The sequence below is a fragment of the Shinella sp. HZN7 genome (genome assembly GCF_001652565.1).
GTDB classification, from domain to species: Bacteria; Pseudomonadota; Alphaproteobacteria; order Rhizobiales; family Rhizobiaceae; genus Shinella; species Shinella granuli.
This window is the reverse complement of sequence record NZ_CP015748.1, coordinates 1-17,157: the sequence shown is the minus strand read 5'-3', so window position 1 is coordinate 17,157 and position 17,157 is coordinate 1. Positions and strand designations below refer to the sequence as shown.

Here is a 17,157-nt window from a genome sequence, read left to right as displayed (position 1 = left end):
TCAGCGGCGGATCAGGCTGATGGATATGGACGTGTCGTCCATCACGATCCGCAGATGCGTCGCGTCGGGCTGAGCCGGGACGAGCTTTTCGAGTTCGACGGCGTCGATGAATTCGACCCCGTCATCGCCCCCGAAATATCGTCGCTTGTAATGCCAGTAATCCGGATTGGTCTTCGGATCGCACTCCTCGGCATAGATGACGAGCGGACGCTGTCCCTCGGCGAGTTGCCCGTTCGAGAGAACATATACGCTCTCGTCACCGACCAGCCACAGGCCGGCTCTGGCCTCGGCTTCAGGGGATATTCCCTGATACGGAAGGCGAAATCCGCCGTTTGCGGCCGCGTCGGCCCGACCGCGGGCGAGCACAGCGCCGATGTCGGTGAGGGAGAAGGTGAACATGCCGCTCTCCCTCACGCTGCGATCGCGTCGGGCAGGTAACGCAGATGGACTGGCAGCTTCGCCGCGACCTCCGCGTCGGTCAGATCCTCCAGCACCTTGAGCGTGGTGCCGCCTGGTCTGGCGAAGAACATCACCGTGCGCTTGCCACGATCATCCTCTGGCCAACGCTCGCCGGCATAGCCGCGATAGTCGTCAGCCGTGCTGCTCCAGATGTGCTCCAGACGCTCCTCGCGCGTCATCGCCCGGACAGGACGGGATTCACGCTCGATGATCGCCGTGCGCATGCGCTGGGGCGAGCCCTTGTCGGCGAGGTCGCAATAACCGTGGAAGTGCCGGATTCGCCCGTCGATCGACAGCGTGAAAAAGATGCTGGTGATCGAGCCGGTGAGGAATTCGCGCATGGCGAACATCTCACCCCGCATCCAGAGGGGCGGCAGGATCTCGAACATGTAATCGTGGCAAGCCTCCCCGATCTCGAACCATTCGCCGCGATAAAGCGCACTGTCGTCGCACTCCCATCGGTTCGGGCGCTGCGCATGACGGTCGAACATGCGGAACATCTGGCGGCGATCGGCGATGCCCTGATAGACTTTACGGATGGGAGAGAGGTTCATGAGCGGGCTCCTTTCAGCCTCGTCGGGCTGAAGCGCGGCTCATCGTTGCGATGACTCCATCTTCTCTTCAGCCCTTCCTGACCCCTCCCCGCGGCCGCCTCTCCGTCCGGTCGGGTCAAGGGCCGGCTTCAGCCGGGCGAAGCTTCACCCTTGACGCGGCCGGCGGGCATGCGGCAGGCCTCCCCTACCCACCCTTCTTTCCTTTTCTTCTCCTTTTCTCTCCTGCAATGCGTCGTTCCAGTCCTCAGCCGGCGGCGTCAGGCGGAACCAGTCGCAGCCGGCATCTTCTGCGATATCGCGCAGGCGGCCGGCAAAGGCCTCGCCCTGACTGTTGGCATCCGTGGCGGCGACGAGCTGCGCGCCGGGGCGCGCGGCGAGCACGCGAACCGCGGCTTCTGTCGTCGGCGACCATCCCCCGCCTGTGCTGAGATAGAGGCTTCCCTCTCGTATTCCTTCGAACGCGGCCAGGCTCATGGCGTCGATCGCCGCCTCGGTGACGCACAGACGCGGAGCATCGAGAGAACCGAGACGGAAGAGCACCTTCGACCCTCCGGTCGAGAATCCACGCCATTCGGGGCCGCGCTCCTCCCAGCCGGTGACACCGCCATCGGCATCGACATGGGCGGCCCACATGCTGCCGTAGGGACCTTCCCGCAGGACGTTGTGACGGATGGCACCGCGGATGATGGCCTCCGACAGATATCTTTCCTCGCGCAGATAGCGCCACGTCATCGATCCCCGCCACGGTTTGCGGCGCTGTTCCCATCGTTCCGGAATGGAACCGTGCGGTGTGGAATCGCGAGTGGGAGGGGTCCAGACCGGCTCTTTCGAGACAAAGCCGACCAATGATGCGATGCGGTGCAGAGCCTCGACGAAGGGTACGTGGTCGAGGCACTCGACAAGGCTGAAGACGTCGCCCTTCGCGTCGGACAGGGGATCGAACCATCCCCGCCCCTCGTGGATGACGATGACGATCTCGGCCCCGCGTCGATACTTGACCGCTTTGCGCGTGCTTTCTTTCACGTCGACCGCAAAGCCGGCCTGCTCAAGCACGACTGTGCAAGGAACACGGTCCCGCATTTCTTCAAGTTCGTTTTTCTCCATTATCCTGCCGGCGCCCTCGCGTCCGCCTTTCTTTCCGGATTCTTCATTTCCCGCAGTTTGCGGGATCGTTTCCGGCGGTCCGCGAAGAGCAAAGGAGGCAAGGGCGCGGCTGGCAACCAGCAGATCTACACCTCGGCACCTGCGGCCGTGCCAGCTGCGGCGAAGCTTCCCTTGCCGCCTGCCGCTCGCAAGCGGCACCTGAAAAGGGGAAGGCCGGCTCAATGAGCCGGCCCGTATTCGAAGGGATCGAATTCGGCGATGGTCTCGACCTCGCCGTCATCGAGTTCGTCGCTCGGAAGAACGCCGAACTCGTTTCCGGACCTGAAGAGCGTGACCGGCACCATGAGGGTGCGGGCAAGTGCGAATGCGTGGCGTTGAGCGAGTGCAAGATCCCGTGCCATGTGAGAAACCTCCGTCCGGAGCGGGCCGATCCCGCTCGATGGCTCCTCGAAGGACCGGGGACGGTCGCGATCACCGCGAAGGCGAAGCCAAGCGGCCGCAGCTTGCTAGCGGACCCTCAACGGGTTGATCGACGGAGATCCGGACCTGGTCCAGGACGCCATCGATGAAGAGCGGGATTGGTTTGCTTCGGAGGGCCAGGCGGTTTTCCGGCACGGGTCGTTCACCTGCACCACAGGTACAGCGTCAACTCGACATTATTTCCGCCACGCACAGTGCAGGTGTTTAGCGGCGACCGGCGCTTTCCTGATCGGCAATCGCCTTGACGACCTCGAAGTCCATCTCGGCATGCGGTTCGATGCGGGCGACTTCGCTGGCAACCTTGGCCCAATGCCAGTATTCACCGACATTACCTTGCGCTCGGCTGCGGGCGGCTCTTCGCTGCGCCTCGTAATAGGCACCAACCGGGTCCGTTGCGGCAAGCCGCCTAGCATCTGCCCGCCAACGGCGGCGGATAGCTCGCCGATGTTCGATCCTGCCGTAAGAATCCAATCACCACCAACTCACCTTTGCATCTTGATGCAGGCTGCTTAGCTCGACACGAAATGCTGTGATGAGTCACGACACCAAAGACGTGTTATGACTCATCATCAAAAACGTTTATTAAATCATCACCTTGAACGTGTATTGAATCGACGTTCAAAACGCGCATATAAACGACATCAAAAACGTGCAATGATGCAGGCATTGCCTTATGAGACGCGGCATTGTGAGTTCGCGCAAGAACACCGAGGTCGTGAGAACCAAAATGGCTACACCAAATGAAAAGTTGGCTGACGCCCTGCAAGCCCTCAAAACATTGCAGGATGGCGGGCGTCGAATATTCAAGTCCGACGAGTTCAGCCGACTACACCGAGAGCGCCTTACACGGAGCGGATTTCTCCAAGAAGTCATCCGCGGATGGCAAATGTCAACGGGACCCCAGTCCCAAGACGGCGACACAACCCTTTGGTACGCTTCATTCTGGGAGTTCTGCTCCCTCTACTGCAACGACCGCTTTGGACGGGAATGGCATCTGTCACCGGAACAATCGATGCTACTCCACGCAGAAGCAACTGCGATTCCGCCCCAGGTGATTGTCAACAGCCCAAAGGCAATGGGCAACAATTTATCACTGCTTTTTGGCACATCCATCTACGATCTCAAGACCAAGCAAATGCCACCGCGCGAGGATCTTGTCGAGAAAAACGGATTGAGGTTCTATACTGCGGACGCCGCCCTGGTAAAAGTTGCTGAAGCGTTTTTCAAAAGATCACCTATCGAAGCCCAGATCGTGCTGAACTCCATGCGCGATGTGTCGGGTGTCCTCGGTCGATTACTCGACGGAGGGCATTCGGCCGTGGCAGGCCGTCTGGCCGGGGCGTTTCGGCGCATAGGAAAAGGCGAGTTCGCCGACGATATCTTGAAAACGATGAAAGGCGCGATGTACGACGTTAGAGAGACCGACCCGTTCGATCAAAACCAGCGAGTATCCACCTTAGCTGTCGGTGGATCTCCCATTGTGGCGCGTCTCAATGCTATATGGGAAAGCCAGCGTCAGGCGGTCCTCGATGTTTTTCCTGCTGCACCCGGACTTCCCTCGGACACCGTCGCTTTCATGAAATCGGTCGAGGACATATACAAGAACGACGCATACCATTCACTTTCGATCGAAGGGTACAGCGTTACTCCGGAACTCATTGATCGCGTGCGCGCTGGTACGTGGGATCCGGATGTGGATCAGCAGGATAGGCAAAACCGGGACGCCCTGGCAGCACGCGGTTATTGGCAGGCATTTCAGAGCGTGAAAGAATCTGTTGCGGAGATTCTCCGCGGTGCACCGGCTGGAGCCGTTATCCGTAAGCAACATAGGGATTGGTACCGCGAACTGTTCGGTCCCTCCGTAGCCGCAGGTATCCTGAAACCCAGCGCCCTCGCGGGCTATCGAAACCACCCTGTATATCTCCGCGGATCATGGCATGTACCACCGCGTTCCGAAGCAGTTCCGGATGGAATGGAGACCCTGTTCGATCTACTGGAGAAGGAAAGCGAGCCGGCGGTTAGGGCAGTCCTTGGCCATTGGTTGATAGGCTATGTTCATCCCTATCCTGACGGCAACGGACGGATGGCGCGCTTCCTGATGAATGCCATGTTCGCCTCGGGTGGTTTTCCATGGGCAGTGGTTAGGGTTGAGGATCGGTCAACTTATTTGGCCGGCCTCGAACAGGCGAGCGTCCATATGAACGTCAAACCGTTCGCGGAATTCATCGCCGAGCGCACCTCTTGGTCGATGAGTAAGGAACTCTAAAATCATCGATCGCCTTGACAGGATTCGAACCACCGACCCGTTCGCCCGCCCCTAAAATCAGCGAACGCTTCGGCTCTTGATTTACTGATTGTCGATAGGTGATCCTTGAGCGCAGCGTTTGGGACGTTTTGCTCGACCCAACGGTTTTGTGAAGACGCTAATCAGGTCGTTTTCAGCGGCGACGCTGGCCGTGGAGCGGGTCGGCTAAAGCGTCCAGCCGCTTGCCGAGGCGCGGCGCATTTTGATAGTCGCCGTGAATGTCTGAACTCGCATAAGGGAACGGTCCTTCCACTTCCGGCCATGGACCACGCACGGCTTGCCGACCGTCGAAGTCTAGGTTCGGTATGTCCCTGGGAATATGATGTCCTGATCTACAAGAACGTTGAACCTGTAGCCGGGCCGAATCTTCAGTGTTGGCTGGACATTGAAATTGCGACTGATTGTTTGCTCCGCGAGGCGACCGAAGCTCTCCGCGAAATTCCGCCTTGCCGCATCTGATGCCGTATCCTGCGTGGCAAGCGTCGAACTTTCGGGTATTGACGCATCGATCCCGGTTCCAATCAGCGCGATCAGCGCCGCTGAGCCGAACGTCCTCCAATAATGGTTGTTCACCTTGTCGTGGAAGCCACCGTACCCTTGCGTGTCCGTGCCCGCCATCCCGCCAATCTGTAGCGTGGATCCATCAGGGAAGATGATATCGGTCCAGACGACGAGAACGCGACTTTGCCCGAACGACACCTTGCTGTCGTAGCGCCCGAAGAGCTTCGCTCCTTGCGGGATCAGCAGGCGATGCCCTGTAGCGCTATCGTAGACATTCTGACTTACCTGGGCTGTGATGCGACCGGGAAGGTCCGAATTGATGCCTGATATGAGCGTCGCCGGAATGACCGAACCGCGCTTGAGTTCATACGGTGATTGCTGAGGCACGACCCGATTGGGGAGATATCCGAGTTCTTTGAGATCGGCGTTGAAAAAGTCCTCTTTGGAGTTCTGCCCGTTCGGATCGACATTCTGCCCGCCGAGACCAGCCCGCAACGCGGCGGCGTAAAGATCTGAGTTGGCGCCGGCGGTTGTCGACGGCGAAGTGTTTGTCGTTGTTCTGGTGGTCTCGTCCGTCCGCGCCGCCAGCGTGCTGCGATCTATCGCGAGCGGTGCGTCGTAGGCCGCATCATTCGCCTGCAGCCGGGCCATGCGTTGTCGATGCCGCTCACGCAGATATTGCTCCCTCTGCTCGCGTTCAAGCCGTGCACGCCAGACCTCCTCGTTTTCCAAATCCTGCCCGCGCTGCTGTTCCTCGTTTTGTCCCGGTTGCGGCGTGAAGGGATTGCTTGACTTTTCCTCGGCCTGCTTCGTCTCGACAGATGTCGGCTGAAACGTGGTTTGCTGCTGTGGCTCACCGATGATGCCATCCGTCACACCACGCTTGATCTGGTCGGCGAAGGTCGATGCCGGATTGCCAGAACTCGTCTCTGGGCCGGTGTCATTGCCAAAGTAGAGTCCGCGGGAAGTGAGCCCATAGAAAATCACGCCAAGGAAAGCGATGACCAGAACGATCACCACGATGATCGGCAGGCGGTTGATCCGCTTGATGCGAGATTCCGCTTCGGCATTTGCTGCGCCGCCAAGTTGCAAGGATTGGACCATGATGCTTCCCTTCAGCCACGTCGCATCAGCGAGAGTGCACTTGCCGGCGCAGCACCGCTTGATGTTACGGTGTAGGCCCGGCCGAGCTCGACGCTGTCAGTCGAAAGACGCGCCAGCACTTGTCCGTCGAAGGGTACGATCACATAGGCGAGTGGGATGATCTTCATTCCGTCGTCCGTCTTCTGGTCGGTGACGACGGCGTAACCCCATCCCTTGAGTGCTGCTTCGAGCGCCTGCCCGAAGGGTGAGGCGTCCGCCTTCAGCGCAACTGTTGCCTTGCCGGGTCCGATCTGCTCGGCAAGACGGCTGACCATATCGCCGGCAATGGCGCTTGCCGCCGGGCCGGAGATTTCCGCCGGCGCGTTGCTGGCGACGAGACCGTCAGTCCCCAACGACTGGCATCCGGAAAGGAGGATGGTGAGGGCGAAGGCTGTGGCAATAGCGCGGATGGGGCGCAAGAGGAGATTGTCGGCAAAGGGTCGCATCATCGCCCTCCCCTTCTGATCGTCACCTTTTCCTGTTTCCATCCGACGCCCGAGACCAGCACCGCGCGATCGATGTGATAATCGACCACCATCATGTCGTTCTTCATTCGGTAGTTGACGATTCGGTTCTGTCCGCCGGACGTCACGAACAGCACCGGCGCATCCTGGCCGGAGATCGAGCGCGGGAACTGGATGTAGGTCTTTTGCCCGTCCGAATAGACCCGTGTCGGCCGCCAGCCGGCCCTGCCTGACACCGAATAGGAGAAGTTCAACTGCTCGGCCGGCACGCCGGCTCCTGGGATCGTACTCGCCTCGAGACGGGCATTGATGTCATCGAGTTTCGCCGAGACGTCTTCCGGATATTCGAAGCCGACGCGGGCCATATATTGGCTCGAATGCGACTTGAGCTGGATATGATAGGTCCGCCGCGACGTCGTCACCACCATCGAGGTGACGAGACCGGGCTCAGACGGTTTGACGATCAGGTGGATCGCCTGGCCACCCGCCGCACCTGATGTCGCAGGTTCGACCTTCCAGCGCACAGTGTCGCCAACGAGTACGTCGCGAACGACCTCGCCTCCCTGAAGCTCGATGTCGCAGACTTGCAGAGGTGAGCAGACGACCGACGGCTGAACCTCGCCGTAAAGAAAGATCACCTTGCCGTCGGCGCCCTTGGTCACGAGACCACGCGATCCGCGCCACTGGCCGGAGATGCTCACGCCCTTCGCCTCATTGGCTGTGACGCCATCGGCCGCAAGGGCATCGAGAGGTGCAAGGGCGGAGAACGCCAGCGCCGCTGATATGATGGCGCCGGCAGTCAGCATGGCCGAATAGTTCTCAAGACGGATGTTCATGTTCGGGCCATGCCTTTCAAAGCTGTGCAGTCCAGTCGAAGTCTCTGACATAGAGACCGATGGGGTTGAGACGGATGACGCCTTCGTCCTGCGGCGGTGTGAGGGTCACAGTTGCGATGCCGCGGAAGCGGCGTGTGGCCGTCTCCTTGCCGCGGCGGTCGCGCTCGAACTCGGTCCAGTCGAGCTGATAGGACTGGTTCGACAGAGCGACGATGTTGTTGACCTCGACCGCCACCGTCGCAGTCTTCGCTTTCTCGAAGGGCGAATTGGAACGGAACCAGGCATTGACCTTCTCTGTCGCCGGATCCGAGGTCCGGAGCAGGCCGTAGGTCCGGTCGATATATTGCTTTTGCACGACCGCATCCGGCGTCACGCTCCGGAAATTCGAGACGAAGCTGCCGAGCGTGGCGCGCACCACGCGCGGATCGGCATATTCGATCTGCTGCGGGAAGCCGGCATTGGAGGCCGTTCCGAGCTTGTCGACCTCGACGATATAGGGAACGAGTTTCACCTGCGTGCTTTGGTAGAGCGCGTAAGTGAAACCGATCACTGCCATCACTATGCCGGTGACGCCGACGATGCGCCAGGCCGCGACCGCCTTCACATAGGAGCCATAGCGCTCGTTCCACTCGTTGCGCGCCGCGAGATAGGGATTGGCGATAGGGGAATTCTCTGGCGGATTGCGTCCGGCCATGGGTGATCATCCTCCAGCTACTTGTTCTCGTTGATGGGTGGTGGCGGCGGCGTTGGTCGGCCTGATTGCCGCGTCTGGTCGAGCTTGGCGTTGGCAAGCCCGAGCAGCGATCCGGCATAGGCGCCGGGTGAGGCGATCGCCTTCTCCTTTGCTGCCGATCCGGCAGCCCATCCAGCACTTCCAATACCGGACGCCATGCCGCGAAGTGCCGCTCCCGCCATCGAAGAGCCCCTGCCCGCGCCGAGCTTGCCGTCTGCGCCCCTTTCGTTGCAGCACTTGCGCCGAGGAACGCCCCGCCGGCTGCAAAGGTCGCGGCCTGGCCGCCGTGGCGGATTGCTTCCATGCCGCCGGCGATGGAGGCGCCTTGGACCACGCCCTGCAGGATCGGCGGGACATACATGGCGATCACGAAGACCACGACCGAGATGCCGGCGATGGCAAGTGTGGTGATGAATTGTTCGGATGTTGCGGTCGGCGCTTCGGCGAGTCCGAGCAGGATGTCGGATCCGATCTTGGCGATCATCACCAGAGCCATCAGCTTCATGCCGACGGAGAAGGCGTAGACCAGATACTTGACCGCGAAATCCTTGGTGAAGGACGAGCCGCCAAGACCGAGCATGATCATGCCTGCGAGCAGGCCGACATACATCTCGACCATCACGGCGACGAAGATCGCCGCGACGAGCGAAAAGGAGACGACGACCACGACCATCGCGAAGACTGCGGCGATCGCCAGCGCATTATCTTCCCACAAACCGAACTTCGCCTGTTCGGACATCTTGGTCGCGACCCGGAGGCCCGCGTCGAAGATGTTTGCGGGCGATGCCGAGCCACCTCCGGCGCCGATCTGGTAGAGGCTGTCGACAACGGCCTTCGCGAAGGACGGTCCCTGGTCGAGAATGAAGGCGAAGAGTCCGATGAACATGATCCGCCGCACGAGCTCGGTAAACCAGCTGTCGAGCGAGGCGGCGTTGATCGCCAGCCATACCGCGGCAATCCCGATCTCGATGCCGGCGAGGATCCAGAACAGCGAACGCGCCGCGTTCATCACAGTCGTCTCCCAGCCTTTCGCGGCCGTGACGACGGAATTTTCCAGTGTGGTCAGAACCGAACCCTGTTGGGCAAGGGCCGGTGTCGTCGCCAGCAGGATGATGCAGATCGAAATGAACGAAAGCTCCAGCTTCCGGGAAGGACGAACGATTACCATCGCGGTTTCATCTCCTGCCCGCCACGGACGTTGCGATCCGGATCACTGCTGAAGAATTTTTCCCGATGTTCACGGCGTTCCACATCGGAGGTGGTTCGCGTAGCGGCTGCGCCGGATCCGGACACGGGGGCCGGGCGGAGTTGGACCATGTTCCAGGTGACGGTGCCGGCGCCGAGTGCGGCCAGCCCCGCCAAGACGAGGATGATAATCAGACGCGGGCTCACCAGCGTGGCTCCATGGTCTGGCCCCCGCGTATGTCACGCTCGGTCCCGTTGAAGAACTGCTCGCGACGCGCCTGGGCCAAGTCCTTCTGTGCCTGCTCGGACTGAAACCACGTTCCCATCATGGTCATCTGCTGTGAGACGAGGCCCCGCAACTTCTGCATCTGCGCAACCTGTTGGGCGGCGATCTGGTGTCCGACCTGCAGCGCCTTCATCTGGCCGTCTGACGACTCCGACATCGAGCGCAGCGACGACATCGTGCTCTCCTCGCTCGAGAACTGGTCGGCGGTCAGGTTCGCTGCCTTCAGCGTTCCGGCGATCGTGTCGCGGTTCGTGTCGGACCAGGTCTGGTAGGTCGTGGAAAAGCTCGCGCCATCTGGCAGATTGCTCTTCATCCCGGCAAAACTCTGGAAGCGCTGCTTCAGCACGTCATCGATATTGCCCATCGAGAAGGCGACGCCCTGTCCTTGCGCGACGACGTTCTGCAGGCTCTTCAGGTCGCTTTCGACCTGCCCCCAGATGTGGTGCGGGAGCTGGGCGGTGTTCTGCAGGAGATTGTTGTAGATGTTGAGCTGGTTCTGGATCTGCTCTGCAAGCTGGGAGATCTGGGTGATCTGATTGTTCACCTGCTCCGCGGACTTGCCGACCAGCGAGACGAGCTCGGCATTGTTGGCGAGCTGCGTCCATTCGGTCGCTTGGCCTGTCACGCCACCGGCCTGAACGGGGAGTGGCAATGTGGCAGAGAGGGCGATCGCCGCGACGAACACGGTGCGGGCTGTCTCAAGAGGTCGGGAAGAGTGTTTCGGCATGGGCGATCCCCCTTTGCTGGAGCCAGTGGAGAGGCCAACCGGCCCCGTATTCGGAATGCAGGGCGCGAATGCGCTTCAGATCTTCTTTGCCGGACGCGCCGACAAACGAGAGCGCGACGGGACCGAGCGCCATGTCGAAGAGCCTGCGGCCCTCGGGCGAGACGACGTAGTATTCGCGCTTTGGAAGCGCCTTCGCGACGATCTCGATCTGCCGTTCGTTGAAGCCGATGCGCTCATAGAACTCGCGCGTGCCGGGCTCGCGGGCAGCTCCATTCGGCAGGCAAATCTTGGTCGGGCAACTCTCCTTCAGCACATCGATGAGGCCGGAGCGCTCCGCATCCGAGATCGACTGGGTGGCCAGAACCACGGCGCAATTGGCCTTGCGCAGAACCTTCAGCCATTCGCGGATCTTGTCGCGGAAGACGGGATGGCCGAGCATGAGCCAGGCCTCATCGAGGATGATCAGGCTGGGTGCGCCGGTCAGGCGTTTCTCGATGCGACGGAACAGGTAGGTCAGCACCGGCACGAGATTGCGCTCGCCCATGTTCATCAGTTCCTCGATCTCGAAGCACTGGAACGCGCCGAGCGCCAGACCATCCTCTTCGGCATCGAGAAGCTGACCCATGGGGCCGTCGACGGTGCAGTGATGCAGCGCGTCCTTGATCTCGCGCATCTGGACGCCGGATACAAAATCGGAGAGCGACCGGCCGCGCGATTCCGCCATCAGCCCGATCTGCCGGGAGATGGCGTTGCGATAGTCTGGTGTGATGGTCACACCCTGCAGCGCCACCAGGGTCTCGATCCATTCCGACGCCCAGGCGCGGTCGCCATCAGTCGAAAGTTCGGCGAGCGGGCAGAAGGCAAGCGCCCTCACTTCGCCTTCTGCCGAAGGACCGATATCGCCGCCGATCTGGTAGTGATCGCCATCGAGCCCCAGCGTCAGCGGAAGCATCGAGCTGCCCTTGTCGAAGGCAAAGACCTGCGCGCCGGCGTAGCGCCGAAACTGCGCGGCGATCAGTGCCAGCAAGGTGGATTTGCCTGAACCGGTCGGCCCGAAGATCAGCGTGTGCCCGACATCATCGACATGCAGGTTCAGCCGGAACGGCGTCGAGCCACTGGCCACCTGCATCAGCGGCGGCGAGCGAGCCGGATAGAAGGGGCAAGGCGCCGTTGGGCTTCCCGACCAGACGCTATTGAGAGGGATGAGATCGGCGAGATTGCGGGTATTAATCAGCGGCTCGCGGATGTTGGCATAGGAAACACCCGGCAGGCTGCCGAGAAAGGCGTCGGTTGCATTCAGCGTTTCGATCCGTGCGCCGAAACCTTCCGCCTGGATCAGCCGGCGGATCGCCTCGCACTTCTCTTGGCAACGAGACTGGTCCTCGTCGAAGAGGACGATGACCGGGGTGTAGTAGCCATAGGCAACGAGTTGTGATGACGCTTCGGCGATCGCGTCCTCGGTCTCCGCCACCATCTGCATGGCGTCCTGATCGACGGAGCGGGATTGGGTCTGGAAGAGCTGATCGAAGAAGGGCCTGACTTTCTGCTGCCATTTCTTGCGGGTGCGTTCCAGCTTCGCCCTCGCCTCCTCGGCATCGAGGAAGACGAAACGCGACGACCAGCGATAGGTGAGCGGCATCAGGTCGAGGCTGTTGAGGATCCCCGGCCAGCTCTCGGCCGGCAGGCCATCGATCGCCACGACGCCGAGAAAACGGTTCTCGACGAGCGGTGTCAGCCCGTGCTGCAACTCGGCCGTCACCAGCCAGTCGAGATACATCGGGATGTCCGGAAGACGGACCGGGTGGTTCTCGCCGGTAATGCAAAAGCGGATGAACTGGAAGAGCTCGTCATAGCGAGCGACCCGGAAGCCGCCGCGTTCTTCGGTCTCGCGCGTCATCATCCGGCGGACCGACACGACATTGGCGAGATATTGTTCGACCTCGCGGATTGAGGCCAGGAAGCTATCGAGCGCCTTATCGGCATAGGTCGCGGAACGGCTGGTCGCATCGGAATAGACATAGCGCGTCAGCCCCGAGCGCCGCGGCTCCGGCGGCCGCCAGGTCAGGATCATTGCGTGCCGGCTCTCGAAATGCCCCCTCTCCTTCTGGAAATGGGCTCGCCGTTCGGCGTCGATCGCCCGCGTGACCGGATCGGGGAAGTGGCAATCGTCCTCGGCCGGATAGTCTCCGGTCGGAACCCTGATGGCCTCAACCTGGATCATCCAGCCGGAGCCGAGCCGTGACAGGATCGCGTTGATCTGCCGCGAGACTTCGTTTCGCTCGGCGTCGGTCGAACTCTCGCTGTCCGGCCCCGCGAAATACCAGCCGGCCATCAGCGAGCCGTCCTTGAGCAGGATCACGCCATTGTCGACCAGGCCGGCATAGGGCACCAGATCGGCAAAGGACGGACCAGAATGACGGAATGACTTGACGGCAACCATCGAGAACCCTCAGAACTTGCGCCAGGGCGAGGACGTTGCTCGATAGAACGCCTTGTAGGAGATATGGCGGACATAGACCCGCCGCATCAAAGGATCGGCCTTTGCCATCATGCGCAGTGCCGCGAGAGCGATCAGCCAGATCGCGAGGCCGAAGAGCGCTGCGTACCAGGTCAGCACAACGAAGATCAGGATGATGGCGGCAAGTGCCGTCAGCAGCACCAGCTCGCGGTCGGCGCCCATCAGCAGGTTCGGACGCGATAGCGCCCTGTGTACAGGCGAGCGGGAAAGGTTGGAGCCGGGCTCAGCCATGCGCTCCCTCCCCTTCTCTTGAAGGTTCGCGCGGCCGCGTAGCGATGTCGGTCGCTGACGGTGTGTCGGCCGCCCCGATCGACGCACCGGTCGCGCCGAACAAGGCGACGATCTGTGTTGAGCCAAGCAGGACCCCGCCGACAAGGGCGATGAAGCAAAGCCGCCGCGCGAAATCATTCAGTTCGCCACCGAAGATCAGCATGCCGCCGGCGATGGCAACGGCTGCCAGGGCAATAAAGCCGGCGACGGGTCCGGTGATCGATTGCTGGATCTGCTGCAGCGGCGACTCCCATGGCAGGCCGCCGCCGCCCGAGGAGGCCAGTGCCGGTTCTGCGAGGGTTAAAGCGATGGTGGCGAGGCCTAGGGTGGCGAGATTTATCCTTGTCTCATGCGGCATGGCTGTCCTCATCAATCTGGGCGTAGTGTTCGGTCCGGTAGCGGGCATTGCTGAACCCCTCGACATGGATCACGTCCCGTACCCGTCTGCCCTTGCCCGTGCGCTCGATGGAAACGACCAGATCGACGGCCTCGCCGATCACCTCCTGCATCGGCTGCTGGCTCGCTTCCGCCGTCAGCTGCTCCAGCCGGCGGAGTGCTGACATCGCCGTATTGGAATGGATCGTGGTGACGCCTCCGGGATGGCCGGTGTTCCAGGCCTTGAGCAGCGTCAGTGCCGCGCCGTCCCGGACCTCGCCGACGATGATGCGGTCGGGTCTGAGACGCATTGTGCTTTTCAGCAGCCGGGCCATATCGACCGTGTCGGTGGTGTGAAGCGACACGGCATTTTCTGCCGAGCACCGGATCTCGGCGGTGTCTTCCAGGATGACCATGCGATCGTCGGGGGCTGTTGCGACAATCTCGGCGATAACGGCATTGGCAAGCGTCGTCTTTCCCGACCCGGTTCCGCCTGAGATGACGATGTTCATGCGCGAGGCGATCGCGCTTCGCAAAACCGAGGCCTGCGCTTCGGTCATCACCTTCGATGTCACGTAGTCGTCCAGCGGAATGAGCCGCGATGCTCGCCGCCGGATGGTAAACGCTGGCGCCGATACCACGGGCGGCAGCAACCCCTCGAACCTGTGACCACCGATCGGTAGTTCGCCTGAAATGATCGGCCGTTCATCGTCTGCTTCCGATTGCAGCGCATGGGCGACGCTGCCGATGACGATTTCGGCCGTGGCAGCGCTCATGGCGCCGGCCGGGGCGACGCCGTGCCCCAACCGTTCGATGAATAGCTTTCCGTCGGGATTGAGCATGATCTCGACGACCGTCGCGTCGTCGAGTGCGATGCAGAGCTGGTCGCCGAGGGCGTCCTGGAGTTTGCGCACGAGGCGGGGATGGGAGCGGAGTTGGGTCACGCGGCGCTCCTGAAGAGGCCGGAACCGTTGCGCACGATTGCCGAGCGGTATCCTGGCGGGCAGACCTGTTCGAAGCTGGCGCGATCAGCCGGCAGACTGCCCGCGACGGCGACGGTGTTCCCGATCGCAACCGGATTGCCGAGGCGGTGCATTGGCCAGCCCGCACGCTTCAGGATCCGTTCAAAACGAAGATCGGTCGCGGTGACGATCTCGCTGTAACCGTTCGCCATCGACCATTCGATGATGCCGGCGAACATGGTGAGCGTGACGTGATGGAGGCTACCTCTCCTCCCCGCTTGAAGCGACGTGTCGACGCAGAAGCGTGAGCTCTCGACCATTGCGGCATGGGGGTCGAGCGAACCGCGCTCCAGCAGTTGCGCGAATGTCTGCTCCAGCATCGTCGGGCCAGATGCAGGCAGCAGGCGCGCGCAGCCGACGACTTTCTGGTCGGTTGAGATCGCCAGAATGTAGGTTGGGTGGAGATCATCGTACTGATCCCGCTCTCCCTGGTCCGTAATCGTGACATCCCATTCCAGGCGGTCGCCAAACACGGCGGCCCGAAGACGGTGCATCTGGTTCAGGTAGTTGTGGTTGCTTGCGTAGTGGTCGGCCGAGACGCTCAGAATCTGCATTGTGATCTCCGCATGAACTGGTCAGGCGAAGGAAAATCATCTCGTGCTGCGTGTGACTATGTGCAGATTTGCATCCGGTGATTCTACCGAATCGGCGCTATACGTCTCAAACGCCGGTTGGGAACCGGGTTCTAGGATGTTGATAAGAGGTGCAGATCTGCATTTCGCTGTCAGTGGCGCCGGCGGACAAAGCTGGGCTAACATGCGGAAGTCTTTGGATGAATCGATATTCTGTCAGCCACTCCTGCAGTTCCGTTAACTACTTGTTAACTTTAAATCTCTTGCGACGATGCCGGAATCGCAGGATAGTTTCGCAAATGATGGCGTTCGAGCCATTTTTTCGAAACTGACGACCTCCGGGAAATAGTTCGCAAAATGAGCAATATGCTGCCCAACAGATTTGATATTGAGATTGCCGAGCAAGGGGCGAAGATCTCAAGCGCGTTGCATATGTTGCGCAGCCAGCAGTACCCGCCTGATGCTCGCAAGGGACTGCGCAAGTTTCAGCTTGCTGAAGTTGCGGACTTCATGGGTGTCACCCAGACGCACCTGAGGCAACTCCATTCTGACGGGAAAGGACCGGAAATCGAGTCCATCGGTGGACGCCGATATTATACGGCTGACCAGATGCTCGAGCTTCGGGATTATCTCGAGGCCAACAAGAAGTCCGACAAGAGATACTACGTGCCTAGGCGGAAGGAAGGAGAGCCGATGCAGGTTGTATCGGTCGTCAACTTCAAGGGCGGAAGCGGCAAGACGACCACTGCCGCGCACCTTGCGCAATATCTCGCCCTCACCGGCCATCGTGTGCTGGCGATCGACCTTGACCCGCAGGCATCACTGACTTCGCTTTTCGGGATCCAGCCGGAGCTTGATGATACTGCCTCTCTTTATGAGGCTCTTCGATTTGACGACGAGCGGAAGTCAATCGCTGACGTCATCCAGCCGACCAACATTCCTGGACTGGATGTCGTGCCCGCTAACCTGGTTCTGCAGGAATACGAATATGACGTGCCACTGGCGATTTCCTCTAAGAAGGGGGAGGATGGCCGACTTTTCTATATGCGGATCGCCAGCGCTCTGAAGCAGGTGGATGACAAGTACGATGTAGTCGTCATCGATTGCCCTCCTCAGTTGGGCTATTTGACGATTACCGCCCTCATGGCTTCTACCGGGATCCTTATCACCATTCATCCTCAGATGCTGGACATCATGTCGATGAGCCAGTTTCTCATGATGCTCGGGGGGATCATGGGGCCGGTAGCGGAGGCCGGGGCCGAAATGCGTGTTCAGTGGTTCCGGTATCTTATCACCCGCTTTGAGCCCACGGATATTCCGCAGGCACAGATGGTCGGGTTCATGCAGTCGATGTTCGCACAGCAAATGCTGAGAAACCACGTTCTGAAGTCCACTGCGATTTCCGATGCTTCGATAAAGAAGCAGACATTGTATGAGGTCGAGCGCGGTGAGTTTGTTCGGGCAACCTACGACAGGGCAATGGAGAGCTTGAATGCCGCTAACGCGGAAATCGTTGAGCTCATCCACGGTGTCTGGGGGAGAAAATGAGGCACTTGTCAGCCGTTTTTTTCCGCGTTTTGCAAATAGATGTCAACGAGTTACCGGTTCTGAAAACAGGTTGGG

General features: G+C 60.6%; 18 protein-coding genes and 1 pseudogene. 2 read left to right on the top strand and 17 right to left on the bottom strand.

What is annotated here, in order from left to right; all coding sequences use genetic code 11:
- The 5 genes from shn_RS34550 to shn_RS35630 form a co-directional block, all read right to left on the bottom strand.
- A complete protein-coding gene (locus shn_RS34550) occupies positions 1 to 399 on the bottom strand; it encodes a DUF3085 domain-containing protein (RefSeq protein WP_064334937.1) in 399 nt (132 codons plus the stop codon).
- 11 nt (positions 400 to 410) lie between these two features.
- Positions 411 to 1,013 (bottom strand): DUF1419 domain-containing protein, encoded by a 603-nt coding sequence (locus shn_RS34545; RefSeq protein WP_064334936.1) that lies wholly within the window; start codon positions 1,011 to 1,013, stop codon positions 411 to 413.
- 144 nt (positions 1,014 to 1,157) lie between these two features.
- Positions 1,158 to 2,117, bottom strand: a complete 960-nt coding sequence (locus shn_RS34540) for a DUF3991 and toprim domain-containing protein (protein ID WP_064334935.1) — start codon at positions 2,115 to 2,117, stop codon at positions 1,158 to 1,160.
- Between the two features lie 218 nt (positions 2,118 to 2,335).
- Positions 2,336 to 2,518, bottom strand: coding sequence for a hypothetical protein (locus shn_RS34535; RefSeq protein ID WP_064334934.1), 183 nt, complete (start codon positions 2,516 to 2,518; stop codon positions 2,336 to 2,338).
- A gap of 283 nt (positions 2,519 to 2,801) precedes the next feature.
- Positions 2,802 to 3,068: a hypothetical protein gene (locus shn_RS35630; protein ID WP_245337580.1), complete on the bottom strand. Its 267-nt coding sequence runs from the start codon at positions 3,066 to 3,068 to the stop codon at positions 2,802 to 2,804.
- Between the two features lie 256 nt (positions 3,069 to 3,324).
- Between shn_RS35630 and shn_RS34530 the strand changes: the two genes are divergently transcribed.
- On the top strand, positions 3,325 to 4,863 hold the full coding sequence (locus tag shn_RS34530; protein ID WP_064334933.1) for a Fic family protein: 1,539 nt from the start codon (positions 3,325 to 3,327) through the stop codon (positions 4,861 to 4,863).
- Between the two features lie 333 nt (positions 4,864 to 5,196).
- Here the strand turns inward: shn_RS34530 and trbI are convergent, their stop codons facing one another.
- The 12 genes and pseudogenes from trbI to traI all read right to left on the bottom strand — a co-directional run bounded on the left by trbI (position 5,197) and on the right by traI (position 15,516).
- Positions 5,197 to 6,507, bottom strand: coding sequence for an IncP-type conjugal transfer protein TrbI (gene trbI, locus shn_RS34525; protein WP_064334932.1), 1,311 nt, complete (start codon positions 6,505 to 6,507; stop codon positions 5,197 to 5,199).
- A gap of 11 nt (positions 6,508 to 6,518) precedes the next feature.
- Positions 6,519 to 6,992: a conjugal transfer protein TrbH gene (gene trbH / locus shn_RS34520; protein WP_064334968.1), complete on the bottom strand. Its 474-nt coding sequence runs from the start codon at positions 6,990 to 6,992 to the stop codon at positions 6,519 to 6,521.
- On the bottom strand, positions 6,992 to 7,816 hold the full coding sequence (gene trbG, locus shn_RS34515) for a P-type conjugative transfer protein TrbG (RefSeq protein WP_245337577.1): 825 nt from the start codon (positions 7,814 to 7,816) through the stop codon (positions 6,992 to 6,994). The genes trbH and trbG overlap by 1 nt, the downstream gene beginning before the upstream one ends.
- Before the next feature lie 46 nt (positions 7,817 to 7,862).
- A complete protein-coding gene (locus shn_RS34510; RefSeq protein WP_064334930.1) occupies positions 7,863 to 8,540 on the bottom strand; it encodes a conjugal transfer protein TrbF in 678 nt (225 codons plus the stop codon).
- A gap of 17 nt (positions 8,541 to 8,557) precedes the next feature.
- Positions 8,558 to 9,747 (bottom strand): annotated as a pseudogene (gene trbL / locus shn_RS35625) (P-type conjugative transfer protein TrbL).
- Positions 9,741 to 9,971 carry an entry exclusion protein TrbK gene (gene trbK, locus shn_RS35620; RefSeq protein ID WP_084438769.1) on the bottom strand — a complete coding sequence of 77 codons (231 nt, stop codon included), beginning with the start codon at positions 9,969 to 9,971 and terminating at the stop codon, positions 9,741 to 9,743. The pseudogene trbL and the gene trbK overlap by 7 nt, the downstream one beginning before the upstream one ends.
- A complete protein-coding gene (trbJ, locus tag shn_RS34495; RefSeq protein ID WP_064334927.1) occupies positions 9,968 to 10,777 on the bottom strand; it encodes a P-type conjugative transfer protein TrbJ in 810 nt (269 codons plus the stop codon). Before trbJ ends, trbK begins: the two co-directional genes overlap by 4 nt.
- Entirely contained in the window at positions 10,749 to 13,217 is a 2,469-nt protein-coding gene (locus shn_RS34490; RefSeq protein ID WP_064334926.1) for a conjugal transfer protein TrbE, read from the bottom strand. Before shn_RS34490 ends, trbJ begins: the two co-directional genes overlap by 29 nt.
- A 9-nt stretch (positions 13,218 to 13,226) precedes the next feature.
- On the bottom strand, positions 13,227 to 13,526 hold the full coding sequence (locus shn_RS34485; RefSeq protein ID WP_064334925.1) for a conjugal transfer protein TrbD: 300 nt from the start codon (positions 13,524 to 13,526) through the stop codon (positions 13,227 to 13,229).
- Positions 13,519 to 13,923, bottom strand: a complete 405-nt coding sequence (trbC, locus tag shn_RS34480; RefSeq protein ID WP_064334924.1) for a conjugal transfer pilin TrbC — start codon at positions 13,921 to 13,923, stop codon at positions 13,519 to 13,521. Before trbC ends, shn_RS34485 begins: the two co-directional genes overlap by 8 nt.
- Positions 13,913 to 14,884, bottom strand: coding sequence for a P-type conjugative transfer ATPase TrbB (gene trbB / locus shn_RS34475; RefSeq protein WP_064334923.1), 972 nt, complete (start codon positions 14,882 to 14,884; stop codon positions 13,913 to 13,915). The genes trbC and trbB overlap by 11 nt, the downstream gene beginning before the upstream one ends.
- Entirely contained in the window at positions 14,881 to 15,516 is a 636-nt protein-coding gene (gene traI / locus shn_RS34470) for an acyl-homoserine-lactone synthase TraI (RefSeq protein WP_064334922.1), read from the bottom strand. Before traI ends, trbB begins: the two co-directional genes overlap by 4 nt.
- Before the next feature lie 375 nt (positions 15,517 to 15,891).
- Between traI and repA the strand changes: the two genes are divergently transcribed.
- Complete coding sequence (repA, locus tag shn_RS34465) at positions 15,892 to 17,082, top strand: plasmid partitioning protein RepA (RefSeq protein WP_064334921.1); 1,191 nt, start codon at positions 15,892 to 15,894, stop codon at positions 17,080 to 17,082.
- Positions 17,083 to 17,157: the final 75 nt, after the last annotated feature.